The organism is Brevundimonas sp., assembly GCF_044239655.1.
Classification (GTDB): Bacteria; Pseudomonadota; Alphaproteobacteria; order Caulobacterales; family Caulobacteraceae; genus Brevundimonas.
In genome coordinates, this window is record NZ_JBIIAY010000074.1 from 1 (window position 1) to 14900 (window position 14900).

17 protein-coding genes are annotated in these 14900 nt (G+C 67.5%); 4 read left to right on the top strand and 13 right to left on the bottom strand.

The features are described 5' to 3' along the window. From trmB to ACILQR_RS10765, 5 genes are all read right to left on the bottom strand, one after another. On the bottom strand, positions 1-691 hold a 691-nt coding region (gene trmB / locus ACILQR_RS10745; protein ID WP_395651418.1), incomplete at its 3' end, for a tRNA (guanosine(46)-N7)-methyltransferase TrmB. Positions 692-766: 75 nt separating this feature from the next. Then, positions 767-1120, bottom strand: coding sequence for a hypothetical protein (locus ACILQR_RS10750; RefSeq protein ID WP_395651419.1), 354 nt, complete (start codon positions 1118-1120; stop codon positions 767-769). Positions 1121-1225: 105 nt separating this feature from the next. Continuing rightward, on the bottom strand, positions 1226-2425 hold the full coding sequence (metK, locus tag ACILQR_RS10755; RefSeq protein ID WP_395651420.1) for a methionine adenosyltransferase: 1200 nt from the start codon (positions 2423-2425) through the stop codon (positions 1226-1228). Positions 2426-2497: 72 nt separating this feature from the next. After that, positions 2498-2947, bottom strand: coding sequence for a hypothetical protein (locus ACILQR_RS10760; RefSeq protein WP_395651421.1), 450 nt, complete (start codon positions 2945-2947; stop codon positions 2498-2500). Between the two features lie 15 nt (positions 2948-2962). Then, positions 2963-3580, bottom strand: coding sequence for a helix-turn-helix transcriptional regulator (locus ACILQR_RS10765; RefSeq protein ID WP_395651422.1), 618 nt, complete (start codon positions 3578-3580; stop codon positions 2963-2965). A 185-nt stretch (positions 3581-3765) separates the two neighbouring features. Between ACILQR_RS10765 and ACILQR_RS10770 the strand changes: the two genes are divergently transcribed. The 3 genes from ACILQR_RS10770 to ACILQR_RS10780 all read left to right on the top strand — a co-directional run bounded on the left by ACILQR_RS10770 (position 3766) and on the right by ACILQR_RS10780 (position 7343). Further along, positions 3766-4734 (top strand): alpha/beta fold hydrolase, encoded by a 969-nt coding sequence (locus tag ACILQR_RS10770; protein WP_395651423.1) that lies wholly within the window; start codon positions 3766-3768, stop codon positions 4732-4734. 46 nt (positions 4735-4780) lie between these two features. Further along, positions 4781-6316 carry a putative bifunctional diguanylate cyclase/phosphodiesterase gene (locus tag ACILQR_RS10775; protein WP_395651424.1) on the top strand — a complete coding sequence of 512 codons (1536 nt, stop codon included), beginning with the start codon at positions 4781-4783 and terminating at the stop codon, positions 6314-6316. Positions 6317-6404: 88 nt separating this feature from the next. Then, complete coding sequence (locus ACILQR_RS10780; RefSeq protein ID WP_395651425.1) at positions 6405-7343, top strand: hypothetical protein; 939 nt, start codon at positions 6405-6407, stop codon at positions 7341-7343. On the opposite strand, the gene ACILQR_RS10785 is transcribed toward ACILQR_RS10780, so the two are convergent. From ACILQR_RS10785 to ACILQR_RS10815, 7 genes are all read right to left on the bottom strand, one after another. After that, the gene (locus tag ACILQR_RS10785) at positions 7340-8098 is read right to left on the bottom strand and encodes a molybdopterin-dependent oxidoreductase (RefSeq protein ID WP_395651426.1); all 759 of its coding nucleotides are present in this window, start codon (positions 8096-8098) and stop codon (positions 7340-7342) included. The two genes, ACILQR_RS10780 and ACILQR_RS10785, sit on opposite strands and share 4 nt — an antisense overlap. After that, complete coding sequence (locus tag ACILQR_RS10790; protein ID WP_395651427.1) at positions 8095-8889, bottom strand: cytochrome b/b6 domain-containing protein; 795 nt, start codon at positions 8887-8889, stop codon at positions 8095-8097. The genes ACILQR_RS10785 and ACILQR_RS10790 overlap by 4 nt, the downstream gene beginning before the upstream one ends. Positions 8890-8997: 108 nt before the next feature. Then, positions 8998-9285, bottom strand: a complete 288-nt coding sequence (locus tag ACILQR_RS10795) for an HPr family phosphocarrier protein (protein WP_395651428.1) — start codon at positions 9283-9285, stop codon at positions 8998-9000. Further along, complete coding sequence (locus tag ACILQR_RS10800) at positions 9282-9686, bottom strand: PTS sugar transporter subunit IIA (RefSeq protein WP_271147114.1); 405 nt, start codon at positions 9684-9686, stop codon at positions 9282-9284. The genes ACILQR_RS10795 and ACILQR_RS10800 overlap by 4 nt, the downstream gene beginning before the upstream one ends. A 116-nt stretch (positions 9687-9802) precedes the next feature. After that, on the bottom strand, positions 9803-10246 hold the full coding sequence (locus tag ACILQR_RS10805) for an HPr kinase/phosphorylase (protein WP_395651429.1): 444 nt from the start codon (positions 10244-10246) through the stop codon (positions 9803-9805). Then, the gene (locus tag ACILQR_RS10810; protein WP_395651430.1) at positions 10243-11901 is read right to left on the bottom strand and encodes an ATP-binding protein; all 1659 of its coding nucleotides are present in this window, start codon (positions 11899-11901) and stop codon (positions 10243-10245) included. The genes ACILQR_RS10805 and ACILQR_RS10810 overlap by 4 nt, the downstream gene beginning before the upstream one ends. Positions 11902-11905: 4 nt before the next feature. Further along, a complete protein-coding gene (locus ACILQR_RS10815; protein ID WP_271146404.1) occupies positions 11906-12610 on the bottom strand; it encodes a response regulator transcription factor in 705 nt (234 codons plus the stop codon). A 154-nt stretch (positions 12611-12764) separates the two neighbouring features. On the opposite strand from ACILQR_RS10815, the gene ACILQR_RS10820 reads away from it, so the two are divergent. After that, on the top strand, positions 12765-14477 hold the full coding sequence (locus tag ACILQR_RS10820) for a hypothetical protein (RefSeq protein WP_395651431.1): 1713 nt from the start codon (positions 12765-12767) through the stop codon (positions 14475-14477). 39 nt (positions 14478-14516) lie between these two features. Here ACILQR_RS10820 and ACILQR_RS10825 read toward each other — a convergent pair whose 3' ends face one another. Beyond that, positions 14517-14867, bottom strand: a complete 351-nt coding sequence (locus tag ACILQR_RS10825) for a zf-TFIIB domain-containing protein (RefSeq protein WP_395651432.1) — start codon at positions 14865-14867, stop codon at positions 14517-14519. Positions 14868-14900 lie beyond the last annotated feature (33 nt).

Sequence of the window (14900 nt, forward strand, 5' to 3'; positions counted from 1 at the left end):
CGGTATCGCCCAGCGCCTTCTCTTCATACCGGGTGACGACGTGGTCGGCCGGGGCGGTGCGCCAGTCGTCGGCCTCCTCGGCCAGCCAAGTCAGGTGCGGTGAGGCCTGGAACCGCTCCAGCGCCCAGGAGGCATAGTCCTTCCAGTCGGTGACGAACCGCAGCCGCCCGCCGGGTTTGAGCACCCGCGTCAGCTCCGCCACGAACTCGGGCTGGATCAGCCGGCGCTTGTTGTGCCGGACCTTGTGCCAGGGATCGGGGAACAGGATCATGATCCGGTCCAGCGAGGCGTCGGGCAGGGCCTCGATCACCGCCCGCGCGTCGTCGCCGTGGATGCGGACGTTCTTCAGACCGCCGTCGTCGACGTGACGCAACAGGGACGCGACCCCGTTCAGAAAGGGCTCGCAGCCCAGGATCAGCACGTCGGACCGTCGCGCTGCCTGGGCAGCCAGATGCTCGCCGCCGCCGAAGCCGATCTCGAGCCAAACCTCAGTCGCCTCGGGCATCAGGGCGCGCGGGTCGATCGGCCCCGCCGCCGGATCGGGCACGGCGATCGACGGCAACAGGGTTTCGAACAGCGCGGCCTGAAGCGGCTTGATGACGCGCGACTTGATCCGGCCGAAGGACCGCAGGGGGCCTGAGGCGCGGGGATGGGCGGGATCGCCGGGGTTTCGGGGGCGTGAGGCGGGCATGGGCGGCCCTATAACGCAAAATCGCCGGCCGCGCCCCTCGGCGACGACCGGCGATCCTGTCGCGGTGATCGTTGCCTATTCGGCGTAGAAACCGTCCTCCGTGACGTAGACGTCCTCGATCTCACAGTAGTCGATCGTCTCGTAATATTCGGAACCGTCTTCCATCACGACCTTGGTGTCGTATTCGCATTCATCTTCCGAGTTGAAGAAGCGCATATCGACGTCGTCGCCATCTTCAACCACCCGCGTCGGGATCCAGTCGTTGCTCCACGAGCCGTTGGTGCGGGCGGTCTGGAAGGTCAGGACCGTCTGGCCGGAACGATTGTAGAGGGTGAAGGTGTAGTCGTCGCCATCCGGTTCGGCCGAAGCTGCGCCGCCGACAGCCGCCAGAAGCACTGCGCCCACCAGGGCACCGATCATCGTTCTCATAAGAAATTCCCCCGCCGCCTCGGTGATGATCACCGAAGAATGGCGGGGGTACTCATCAGCAGAACTCCGTGTTCCGTCAACAGAAATTCGTATTTCCGTTTATAATCAAACAAGAGCTTTCAGCTGATCGACCAGATCGGTCTTCTCCCAGCTGAAGCCGCCGTCCGCGTCCGGCGTGCGGCCGAAATGGCCATAGGCCGAGGTGCGGGCATAGATCGGCTTGTTCAGGCCCAGGTGCTCGCGGATCGCGCGCGGCGTGGCTCCGCCGATCAGCCCCAGGATCTTGTCTTCCAGGACCGCCTCGGTGATCGCGCCCGTGGCCGTGCCGTGCAGGTCGACGTGGATCGACTGGGGCTTGGCCACGCCGATGGCGTAGGAGATCTGGATGGTGCAACGATCGGCGATGCCGGCGGCGACCACGTTCTTGGCCAGGTAACGGCAGGCATAGGCTGCCGACCGGTCGACCTTGGTCGGGTCCTTGCCGCTGAAAGCGCCGCCGCCGTGCGGCGCGGCACCACCGTAGGTGTCGACGATGATCTTGCGACCGGTCACGCCCGCGTCGCCGTCAGGTCCGCCGATCTCGAAGATGCCGGTCGGATTGATGTGCCAGACGGTGTTCTCGTCGGTGAAGCCCTCGGGCAGGACCGAGAGGATGTGCGGCTTGACGATGTCGGCGACGTCGGCCGACGACAGGCCGGGCGCGTGCTGGGTCGAGAGCACGATCGAGGTGGCGCGGACGGGCTTGCCGTCCACATACTGGATCGTCACCTGCGACTTGGCGTCGGGCTCCAACTTGGACCCGCCCGCGTGGCGAACCTCGGCCAGCTTCTTCAGGATGTTGTGGCTGTACTGCAGGGTCGCCGGCATCAGTTCGGGCGTCTCGTTCGAGGCATAGCCGAACATGATGCCCTGGTCGCCCGCGCCCTCGTCCTTGTTGCCGGCGGCATCGACGCCCACGGCGATGTCGGCCGACTGGGTGTGCAGACGGTTGATGAACTCGAACGTTTCCCAGTGGAAGCCGGTCTGTTCATAGCCGATGTCCTTGACCGCGGCGCGCACGGCGGCCTCGATCTCGTCCTGGACGCCGGGGGCCCAGTTGCCGGCCGTGTCCATGATGCCTTCGCCGCGGATTTCGCCGGCCAGGACCACCAGGTTGGTCGTGGTCAGGGTTTCGCAGGCGATGCGGGCATAGGGGTCCTTGGCCAGGAACAGATCGACCACCGTGTCCGAGATGCGGTCGGCGACCTTGTCGGGGTGGCCCTCGGACACGCTTTCCGAAGTAAAGAGGAAGGACGAACGGGACAAGGCAGGCTCCTGGATGGCTTCGCGGTCCGCGAGTTGGGGCGAGACATATAAGGATATCCTTATATGTTCAAGTCAGGTTTGCGGCGCGGGTGTCCGCGACAGGGCGGGGCTCGCCGCGCGCTCTCCGGACAGACGGCGTTCAAGGATACCGCTGAACAGGGCGTAGAGGGAGACGAGGCCGAACACCCACTGCGCCCCGATCGCTTCGCGCGCGGTCAGTTCGGGAGTCACCATCAGAGCGACATGGGACAGGACGTTCAGGCTCTGGGCGGCCGACGCCAGCAACAGCCACCAGCGATCGTGCTTCAGGGCCAGCCAGATCAGGACCGACAGGATGATCAGATCTTCGACCGCAATGGCCGGCATGGTCTCGCCGATCCTGAAGCCCTCCAGAAACGGTGCCGCAACATAGGCGGCGATGAACAGCGCCACCCCGGCCCGCTCCGGATGGCCGCCCTTGACCCAGGCCAGAGGCAGGATCGCCAGGGCAGAGCACAGAAAAAAAAGCTGTACGGGGGGCAAGTCAGCGGCTCCTGATCACTTGGCCTCGGGGTCGAACCTCTCGACCACATGGTGGAACTCGCTGACGAGGCCGCCGACCGTGACCAGCATGGCGACCAGGATGACGGCGGTGACGCCGATCAGGATCAGCCGAAGGAGCGATCCTCGCGGTGGAGCGCGGTAGCCGAACCGGGCGTTTGCGCCAGCAGCGCCGCCATCGACAGGACGGACGTCAGAAGGTCCGTCGACGATGTCGCCACGGCCGCCTCGGCCTTCAGGGCGCGCATCATGTGCAGCCGCACCGGATGGTCCCGATCCGCCGTTCCCAGCCGATCCAGCGCGATTTCCAGCTCGTCCCAGCTCCATTGCGGCAGCGGGCCCACCGACTTGGCCATTGTTCGATTTCCCCTCGACGATCTCATCGGAGCGCGGGGTCACCGTTTCGGCTATGGGGTCATTCGGCCCTGGTCCCATTTGGTCCAGGATCGCCAGGGCCGCCTTGCGCCGGTTCACGCCCAGCCGCTGGCAGGCCTCATGGACGTGCTTCTTGACCGTCGCCTCCGAGATGCCGAGGTGGGCGGCGATCTCCTTGTCCGTCCGAAAGGCGGTCAGGCGGATGCACTGTTCCTGACGTGCGCTCAGTCGGGGGGGCATCATACGCTCCGGGACAAGAGCCCATGCCTTAGTGCGATTGGCGCACTGCCGTCCAGCAGGGACGAGCGCAGAGATCACATTCCGGGGCATTTCACGGTGATCGGGTCGGCCCCGGACGTGGCGCACCGCCTGCGGTCGCCCTATCAGGGGTCAGGCGACATCAACCGGCCACAGGATTCCAAACCATGCAGACGCGAATGGTCGAGACCGACGGCAGACGCCAAGCCGTGCTGGAGGCCGGGCAGGGCCCTCTGGTGCTGCTCATTCACGGCTTCCCGGAACTGGCCCTGAGCTGGCGCGACCAGATCGCCGCCCTGGCCCAGGCGGGCTATCGCGCCGTCGCCCCCGACATGCGCGGCTATGGTGGCAGTGCCGGACCGGACCGGCCGGACGGCTATTCCATCCTGCATCTGGTCGGTGACATGGTCGATCTGGTTCGGGCGCTCGGCGAGACGCGGTGCATCGTCATCGGTCATGACTGGGGCGCGGCGGTGGCCTGGCACTGCGCCCTGATACGCCCCGACATGTTTGCCGCCGTCGCCGGCCTGTCGGTGCCGTTCCAGCCGCGGAGGGCGAGCGGCCCGCCGATCTCCGCCATGGCCGCGATCTCGAAGCGGGCGGGTCTGGGCGACCTCTATATCTCGCGGTTCCAGGCCGATGACGCCCACGCCATCTTTGACGCAGATCCAGCGACGGCCCTGCGCAAATGTTTCTACGGCTATGACGGCGCGACGTCCGACCAGCGCCAGTCGACGGGGTTCATCCCGCCGGGCGAAGACATGCTGTCGGTCGTTCCCGGGGACGCGACCCTGCCGCCGTGGATGAGCGAGGCGCATTTCGCCGACTATGTCGCGGCCTTCTCGACGTCGGGGTTCAAGGGGCCGATCGACTGGTATCGCTGCCTGGATCTGAACTGGTCGCTGACGGCCTTCGTGCAGGATCGCCGGATCGAGCAGCCGTCACTGTTCATCGTCGGCGAACGCGACCCGGTGCGAAACTATTCCGGAAAGCATGAGGCCGAACAGCCGCTGTGGCTGACCGACCTGCGCGGCCAGATCGTCCTGCCGGGGGCCGGACACTGGATCCAGCAGGAGCGACCGGATGCGGTCAATGCCGCCCTTCTGGAGTTTATCGGAAGTTCAGGGGTTCTTTAGACGCTGTGATCTAGGGATGTCGTCCAGTGACACTGCGGGACACCGCATGACGACCAGATCTCCCGATGCGCTGCTGCGCAATGTCGCCGGCCACACGATGGACGTGCTGACGTTTGCCGCCTTGCTGACACTGGCGTCGCTGGTGGTCTTCCTGGTGCTCCAGGCCTCGGCGATCCCGACCCTGGCCCCCTCGATGCCGACGATCAACGCCGGTCTGATCGCCTCGACCCTGCTTCTGCTGCGGCAATGGAAGAAGGGCCGTGATGCAGAGCTGGCGGCGCGTGCGGGGGCTTCGCACCTGCGCCGACGCGATCCGGTGACCCAGCTTCCCAATACCGAAGGGTTCGTCGAAGCGCTGGGCCATCAGGCCTCGACCCAGCCCAGGGTCGCGGTTGTCTGCATCAGCCTGGAACGTCTGCGCGATGTCTACGACCGGCTGGGCGCGGCCTGTGGCGACGAGGTTCTGAGGGCGCTCAGTCTGCGACTGTGCTCGGCCCTGGGGCATACGGGGACGGTCGCGCGCATCGGCGACGACACCCTAGCCTTGTTCCATCCGTCGTCGAGCGAGATCAAGCTGGCCCTGGTAGGCGGCCAAATCGGCAAGCTGATGTCCCTGCCTGTCGGGACCCCGGCGGGCGAGGTGGCGGTCGGCGCCACGATCGGCGTCAACTTCACCGACCTGTCGGTCACGGACCCGCGCGAGGCCTTGCGTCAGGCCCGGCTGGCCTGTTCGGCGGCCCGGACGGCGGGTGGCGACCTGGCCTTCTTCGACGCGTCCCTGGACGAGGCGCAGCGGCTGAAACTGGACCTCGAGATCGAGCTGCGTCAGGCCCTGGCCGACGGTGTGCTGCGCATGGTCTACCAGCCCCAGATCGACGAGCGCGGCGTGACCATCGGGGTCGAGGCCCTGATGCGCTGGCCCCATCCGGTCCGCGGTGCCATCCCGCCCACCCTGTTCGTGCCTCTGGCCGAGGCGGCGGGTCTGGGCGAGGCGCTGGGTCGCTACGCCATGGACCATGCGTTCGCTGACTCCGTCCTGTGGCCCAACCTCAAGGTCGCCATCAACGTCTCTCCGATCCAGCTGCAATCGCCCGATTTCATCACCACTGTGCGCGACCTGCTCAGGAAGCACGACGTCAAGCCGCAGGGCTTCGAGTTCGAGATCACCGAAGGCCTGCTGCTGGAGGCCGGAACCACCGTGCTGGGCAATCTGGAACAGCTGCGCAAGATGGGCTTCCAGATCGCGCTCGACGACTTCGGCACCGGCTATTCCAGCCTCAGCTACCTGGGTCAGTTCCCGATCGACAAGATCAAGATCGACCGCTCGTTCGTGACGCCCCTGGGCGTGCGCGAGGACGCCGCCTCCATCATTCGCGCGATCAGCGACCTGTCGGGCGCCATCGGGATCAAGGTGCTGGCCGAAGGGGTCGAGACCCGCGCCCAGCTGGACATGCTGCGCGCCGAGGGCTGCAACCAGGCCCAGGGTTATTTCGTCGCCCCGCCCATGGCCCGCGCCCAGATCCTCCAGCATTTCGGCCAGGTCGAGACCTCCGTCCGCGAGCGCCGGCTTCGCGCCGCCTGACGCCGGGCGCGATTGCCGCCCTGATCGCGGCAGGGTAGTCTGACCGTCCGAAGGATCGCGCCGCGATCGCATTCGCCAGGCCAGTAAAATGCTTTCGCTTGCCCTCTCCGCCGCCGTCCTGATGGCGCAACCCGCGCAGGTCCAGGTTCAACCCCAGCCCATGCCCGCGTCACCGGCCGCGACCGCGGATCCCGGCGCAGTCGATCTGGGTGACATCGTCGTCGAGGGCGGACGACTGGACGAGGCGACACAGACCTTCGTCCGGGAGGTCGCCGCGCCGGCACGGGGGCGCGGTCTGGCCCGCTGGCGCGACGGGGTCTGCGTCGGCGTCGCCAACCTGCGCAACGAGACGGCCCAGTATATCGTCGATCGGGTGTCCACCGTGGCCCAGGATCTGGGCCTGCGCGCCGGCGCACCCGGGTGCAAGCCCAGTGCCCTGATCATCGCCGTCACCGACGCCAATGCCTTCACCGAACAGTTCGTCGATATGCGGCCGCGCCTGTTCATCGTCGGCGGTGGCGGGATGGACCTAGGCCGAACCGGTCTGCAGCGTTTCAAGATCAACGACCAGCCCGTTCGGTGGTGGAACGTCAGCGTTCCGGTGGACAGTGAGAGCGGCGACATCGCCGTGAGGTTGCCGGGAGAAGAGGCCCCGTTCGTCCGGGGTGACGGATCGCGGATCACCACCAACCTCGTCGACGACACCAAACGGGCCTTCGTGATCGTCGATGTGGACAAGATCTCCGGCGTGTCGCTGCAACAGCTCGGTGACTATCTGGCCATGGTCGTTCTGGCCCAGGTCGATCCGGATGCCGACACCAGCGCCTATGCGACCGTCCTGAACGTGTTCAGGGATCCCGGCCAGACCGATGGGCTGACCGACTGGGACATGGCCTATCTGCAGGGCCTGTATGACGCCCAGCGGAACTACCGGAATCCGGGCGCGCACCGGAACGAAGTGGCCGGCTCGATCGTCCGCGCCCACCACCGGATCACCGAGGCGCGTGACGCAGAGCCCGAAAACTAGATTCCCGCATACCACTCATAGCCCTGGTCTTCCCAGTATCCGCCTCGGCCGCCCTGGATGTGGTCGAAGCTTTCGACGGCCTCGATGCGGCGGATGTATTTGGCGTGCTTGTAGCCGAGCTGGCGTTCGACACGGAGGCGCAGCGGCGCGCCGTGGGGCACGGTCAGGACCTCGCCGTTCATGTCATAGGCCAGGATGGTCTGGGGGTGGCGCGCGTCGATCAGGTCGATGCTCTCATAATAGCGCGGCCCGTCCTCGGTCTGGGTCAGGGCGTCGAAACAGTGGAAGACGAGGTAGCGGGCTTCGGGCTTCAGGCCAGCCTCGTCGATCAGGGTTTCGAGCCGCACACCGGTCCACTGGCCGATGGAGGTCCAGCCCTCGACGCAGTCGTGTTTGGTGATCTGGGAGCGGCTGGGTCGGGCGCGCAGGTCGTCCAGCGACAGGCTGAGCGGCCGCTCAACCAGACCGTCGATGACCAGCCGATAGTCGGCGAACCCGCCGTCCCTCAGCGCCACATAGTCGGCCGCCGCCGGATCGACCGAGCCGTTGGCGCGGAAGTCGGGGGATATTTCGGCAACGTCGTATTCGGGTGCTAAAGCCTCGCGCGGCACCAGCAGCCTCTGCGCCCGGCGGGTCAGACCTTCGGCCATCCGCAGGGCCTGGAGAACCACCGGCGGGGTGGTCGGGCTGCAGGCGGACAGGGCCGTGGCCCCCACGGTGGCGAGCGCGCCGGCCAGCCAGCGACGGCGGTTCATAGGTCGTCTCCCTTGGGCTCGGGGCTCGGCTCGATCACGAACCAGCCCGTGATCATGGCCCGCATGTTGTTGTAGAGCCCCGTCCAGATCACCAGACCCACATGGATGACGATGAAGCCGACGATCAGAGCGGCCGCAATGAAATGCAGCGTCCGCGCCGATTGACGCCCGCCCATCAGGTCCAGCAGGATGCCGCCGATGGCATTGAACCCCGGCGACATCGAGAGGCCGGTAATCAGCATCATCGGCAGGACGATCAGAACCATGGCCACATAGGTCAGCTTCTGGATGACATTATAGACCCGCGCGTGGTCGTCCTTGGGGAAGTGGAACCGCGCGTGCTCGACCACCGAGGGCCAGAACCCCTTGAGGTCGGCGACGGTCGGCCACAGTCGCCGTCCGAACCGGCCCGAGATGAACCCATAGGCCAGGTAGGCCAGACCATTCAGAACGAAGATCCAGGCAAAGGCGAAATGCCAGGTCCGCGCCTCGGCCAGGTTCCGCCCCTGCGGGAGCATCAGCCAGTCCGGCACCGTCGCGATCCGCACCCACGGATCCTCGAACGTCGAACGCAGACCCCAGTACAGGGCCGGATGCGCCATCAGAATGTTCAGCCCGCTCATGATCAGCACGACCACCGCCACGACGTTCAGCCAGTGGGTGATCCGCACCACTAACGGATGCCGCCAGGTGTCGACCCGCCCCCGGGATAGGGGACGGTCGGCATGGCTGCCGGAAGTCTCGGGCGAAACTGGCGATCCCGAGGTCGCACCGGCCGTCTGATCCGTCATCGCCCGCTCCCTTGCCCCGCAACGCTCCCACGTCGCGGTGGGTCGCGCAATGTGGGCTTGCGAGGGAGATACGTTGGGGGTGGGGAAAAGGTTACGCCGCCTGACGCCTCAGGCGTCCTCGTCGAACTTGCGGGCCACCAGATCGAGCAGGGCCTCGACGGCTTCGGGCGCGTCGGAGCCTTCGGCGGAGATGTCGATGGCGCAGCCGTTGCCGGCACCCAGCATCAACAGGCCCATGATCGAGCGGGCGTCCACCGTCTGGCCGTCGCGGCTGACCTGGATTTCGGCCTCGAAGCCTGAGGCCAGCTTCACGAACTTGGCCGAGGCGCGGGCGTGCAGGCCGCGGGTGTTGCAGATGTTGGCGGTCGCCGTGACCGGTGCCGTGGCGGCGCTCATTTCTCGCCCGCCAGAACCCACGACGCCACCGAGATATATTTGCGCCCCGCATCCTGGGCATGGGCGACGCAGGCCTCAAGGCTCTCGCGGCCGCGCACCGATCCCAGCTTGATCAACATCGGCAGGTTCAGCCCGGCGATGACCTCGGCATGGGTCTGTTCCATGACCGAGATGGCCAGGTTGGAGGGGGTGCCGCCGAACATGTCGGTCAACAGGATGACGCCCGAGCCGTCGTCGACGGCGGCGGCGGCGTCCAGGATGTCGCGACGGCGACGCTCCATATCGTCTTCCGGCCCGATGCAGATGGCCGCGACCGCGCTCTGCGGTCCCACGACATGCTCCATCGCCGCCAGGAATTCGGAGGCCAGGCCTCCGTGGGTGACGATCACCAGCCCGATCATGAAGGCTTCACCGCTCAACGCCCCCGCGTCTGCCCCCTGACCGGAGGGGAGCACCGGATGGGCCGCAAGCCGGCCTAGATAGAGGAAACCGCACGGGGTTTAAAGCGGCGCCGACGTCAAACTTGTCGCACGCTTGCCGCGAGGGCCAGGGCGAGCGTCCGCGTCGCCGACGCGGGCCGGATATCGAGCGTGAGACGGGGCAGGCGAACCCCTGCGATCTCGACCTGATCGGCCTCGGGGAGGCGTTCCACCGGCGTCTGGCCGCAGGCCACGACCAGGGCGATGCGACTGATCCAGCGCGACGGCGCGCCGATGATCCCCAGCCCTCGGGCCTCGATCCGGCCGGTGATCCGGTCGGGCGCGGTCGCGAACACGGCTTCGTTCGACGACCAGACATGGACATAGTCGTCGCCGATCAGCCGCCAGCCCTCGCCGACCAGCCTCAGGGCCAGGTCGCTCTTGCCTGCGCCGGATGGGCCCGTCAGCAGCACGCCCTGCCAGTTCCCGGCGACCCGGGTGGCGACGGCGGTCGCGTGGATGGCTCCGTCCGGTCCGTTCACGGGCGGCGCACCACCGCCAGATGGGTCGCCGGCAGATCGACCTGGAAGCGCGCACCGACGACGGTGCCCGATGGATCGATGCGGTTCTCGGCGCGGACCCGTCCTCCATGCGCCTCGACGATCTGGCGTACGATCGACAGGCCCAGGCCGGAGTTGGTGCCGAACGCGGTCCCCCGGGGCCGGGAGGTGTAGAATCGCTCGAACACGGTCTCCAGATTGTCGGGCGGGATGCCGGGCCCGTCGTCCTCGACCGACACCGTCACGCCGCGACCCGGATCGGCCTCGTCGCGTCCGATCGCGACCCGGACCTCTCCGCCCGGCGGGCTGAAGGAGCGGGCGTTGTCGATCAGGTTCCTGAACACCTGGCCCAGCGGCCCGTCGCGCCCCAGCACCCGCGCGTCGCCGCCGGGCGACAGAACGACCGAGGCCTCACCCGGCTTGGACGTGGTCTCATAGACCTGGACGATGTCGCCCAGCAGGAGGTTCAGATCGACCGGTCGGGGCCGGTCGCGCGACAGTTCGGCATCCAGCCGCGAGGCGTTGGAAATGTCGGTGATCAGCCGGTCCAGCCGTCGCACATCGGCCTGCAACAGGGCGGTCAGCCGGTCGCGCTGGGATTTCTCCTTGACCAGATCCAGCGTCTCGAGCGCCGACCGGATCGAGGTCAGGGGGTTCTTGATCTCGTGCGACACGTCGGCGGCGAAGGCCTCGATGGCGTCCATCCGGTCCGACAGGGTCTCGGTCATGGTTTCCAGCGACCGGGCCAAGTCGCCGATCTCGTCCTTCCGGTGCTCGAGGTCGGGCAGGGAGATGGCGCGGGCCCGGCCCTGTCGCACTTCTTCGGCCGCTGCCGACAGCCGCATCACCGGTCGCGCCACGAACAGATGCAGCAGGAAGGACGCGAGCAGGTTCACCGCCAGGGCCACCACCGCGAACGGCAGAAGGGCCCGGCGCTGGGCGTCCAGGATCTGATCGACATCGCCGGCCTCCAGCGTCAGTACGCCCAGCACCTGACGCACGTGGCGGACCGGCAGGGAGACCGAGATCACGCGGCGGCCATCCTCGGCCATGCGGACATTGGCCTGGGGCTGGCCGTCCAGGGCCCCGGCGACCTCGGCGGAGAGTTCGGCGTTGGCGCGGGCCAGGTCGCTGCTTTCGCGCGCGATCTCCTTGCTGTCGTCCTCGACCGGTGTGCCGGCCGGTCGGGCAGGGGGCAGGGCCTCGCCGGGGATGGCCTCGGTCAGCACATAGGAATCGGCGATCGGCTGAAGCGGCAGGCCCGGCGCGCTGTCGGCGACGGCCAGACCGTCGACGTCGAACAGTCGCGCCCTCTGGCCGGCGGGGATAAAGTTGTCGGTCAGCCAGCGCGGTGCCTCGATCGGGTCGAGGTAGGGGGTCGGCACGCCCTGGGTCACGCCCACGCGCGGCTCCCCCAAGACCCGCACCAAGAGTTCGGCCTGGGACGTCAACGCCTCCTGCCGGGCCTCGACCAGACCCTGACGCAGTTCATTGAGGGCCAGGGCCCCACCGAACAGGATGAACAGGCTGACCAGGTTCAACGCCAGGATCAGCCCGCCCAGACGCGAAAACCCGAACCGCTTCACTCTGCGGGTATCGGGCTCCTCGGGGCGCTGGCCGTCCTCCGCATCGCTCACGCGATCAGCTTTCGCGATAGCGGTATCCGACGCCGTACAGGGTTTCGATGGCGTCGAACTCGCCGTCGACCACGCGGAACTTCTTGCGCATCCGCTTGACGTGGCTGTCGATGGTGCGGTCGTCGACATAGACCTGATCGTCGTAGGCGGCGTCCATCAGGTTGTCCCGGCTCTTCACGAAGCCGGGTCGCTGGGCCAGGGCCTGGAGCAGCAGGAACTCGGTGACGGTCAGCTTGACCGGCTTGCCGTCCCAGGTGCTCTCGTGCCGGGCGGGGTCCATGACCAGCTTGCCGCGCCGGATCGCCTTGCCCGACACCTCGGCCGAGGGCTCGGGCTCGCCGCCGTCCGCACCGGTGCGCCGCAGCAGGGCCTTGACCCGCTCGATCAGCAGCCGCTGGCTGAAGGGTTTGTGGATATAGTCGTCGGCCCCCAGGTTGAAGCCCAGGATCTCGTCGATCTCCTCGTCCTTGGAGGTCAGCATGATGACGGGGATCTGGCTGGTCTGGCGCAGGCGACGCAGCACCTCCATTCCGTCCATCCGGGGCATCTTGACGTCGAGGATGGCGAGGTCGGGCGGCGAGGCTTCCAGCGCCTCCAGTCCCGTCGCGCCGTCATGATAGGCGACCACCGTGTGGCCATGGCTTTCGAGCGCCAGCGACACGGAGGCGACGATGTTCTCGTCGTCGTCCACCAGGGTGATATTGGCCAAGCAGGGCCTCCTCGAAGGTTCAGGTCAGGCGTGATCAACGCACGGCAAGCGTAACCGTTCGCCCGCAATCGCGGTGACATTACGGCCACAGTCGGCCGGCCGCCAGCATTAACGCGCAAACCTCGCCTTAAGTCCTGTCGTGCAGAGTGTCGTCATGGCCGGGCCCGTTCATTACGAAGTCTATGTACGCAAGACGGCACCCTCGCCGTGGACCCTGTTGATGGCCACCGAGGACCGGGCGAACGCCACCGACACGGCCGAGGACGTGCTGCGCGACAAGCGTGCGGTCGCCGTCCGGGTCACCAAGGAAACCCTCGATCCCGAGACCATGGCTTTCAACAGCGTCACGGTCCTGACCCGGGGCATGCCCGAAGGGCCCAAGAAGCGGCTGGTCGATGCCGATCGACAGGCGTCGAACTGCCTGGGTCCCCAGGACCTGTATGCGCCGCTCGCGCGTGACCTTATCGGGCGGGTGCTGGAAGACTGGCTGATGCGCAACAACGCCACGGCCTGGGAGCTGCTGCATCGGCCGGACCTCGTCGAGCGGCTGGAGGCTTCGGGCGTCGAGGTCCAGCATGCCATCCAGAAGGTCGCCATCCCGGAAAGCCAGGCCACGGGCCAGGCCACGCACGAACTGATCCGCCACTACCAGAAGCTCTCGGAGCAGGCGATGGAGCGGGTCGTCACCGCCGGTCGTCGCCGCGTCTTCGCCAACCTGGCCGATCATCCCCTGGCCGAGGTGGCCCAGAAGCTGGCAGGCACCCCCGATCGCGCCTTCGTCATGGGCGGGGTCCTCTGCGTTGCCCTGGCGGCGGGAAAGGGGGCCCGGTCGCGGTTGGGTCTGGCCATGGATCTGGCCGATATCGCGCCCAAGGACGGCCCTGCACGGGCCCTGATCCTGGTCGCTCTCGAACAGTTCCTGTGCGAGTTGCTGGCCGTGCGGACCAGCCTGTCCGACGTCCTGGGCCCTTCGCTGGATCAGGGCGCAAGCCTTGCGGCCGTGGTGCGGATGGTCGCCCCGCGCGAGATCGAAGCCCTGATCGCGCGAGATCCGCGCTTTGCCCTTCTGATGCCGACGGTCGAGGGGCCGGCGGCCCGGCTGGCCGAGCATCTGGCGGTCGGGGAGTTCCCGCTGCTGGCCAACAGCCTGGCCCGGATGGTGCTGCGCGAGCTGATGGGCCCGCGTCGTCTGCGCCCCAGCGATGCGGCCGGCGAGATCGACATCCTGCGGGTCCTGGCCACGGCCCTGACGGTGACGGCGGGGCGTCTGCTGAGCCTGGAGGAGGTTCAGGCCGCCTTCACCGAACGGTCCAAGAGCCTGGTCACCGCCGATTTCGTCCAGGCCTATGTGGTGCCCTGCGACACGGTGCTGTGCGAGGCCGAGAGCCTGACGCGGCTGTGTGAGAACGTGATGGGACCGGCGAACAAGCGCGCCGCCTCCCGCTGGCTGAGCGCCTGCGTCACCTCCCTGCGGTTCGAGACCGAGATGCGCGCCTCGCATCAGCGGATCACCCAGAAACTGCACATTCTGGCGGGGCTGCAACGCTCGGTGCGCGCCTCGGCCTTGTCGGAGACTGACGAGGCCCAGATCAACGGTGCCATCGGCGCTGTCGGCGGTACGCTGGAGGCCGAGGCCAAGCTCATCGCCCAGATGGGCCGGGCCGCCGCGCCCGTGCCCCAGAAGCTGATCGCCCTGTTGCGGATGGCGGCGGGGGAAACCTCCACCACCGGCCCGGTCGCCGACCGCGCCAAGGCCGAGACCCTTCGCCTGCTCCGCGCCCCCGAGGCCCGCGCCGCCCTGGGTGCCGCGCCCGAGGCCGTGGCGACGCTACGGCCGCTGATGAAGGCGGTCGGTCTGGCCGCCTGATGTTCCTTTCCTCCCCGTCGCTACGCGGCGGGAAGGAAATCAGTCGAAGATGTCGAAGATGCTGTCGCGTTTCTTCTTCTTGTAGCGATAGTCGTCGTCGCGGTGGCGGTCTTCGCTGCGATAGGGGTCGCGCGGGCGTTCCTCGCGATAGCCGCCTCCGCCCCAGGGCGATGGCTGCTGAGGCGGCGGGGCATAGGCCTGGGGCGTGGGTTGCGGCGCGACCTGCGGGGCCGAGGCGCGGCCTTCGGCCGTGGCACCCTCCATCAGCTTTTCGAGCTCGCCCCGGTCCAGCCAGACGCCGCGACAGGTCGGGCACATGTCGAACTGGACGCCGCCCCGTTCCAGCGTCTGCATCGGGGCGTCGTCGTTGGGGCACATCAGAAGGGGCATGGGGCGCGGTCCTCTCGTTTCGGTGGGGAAACG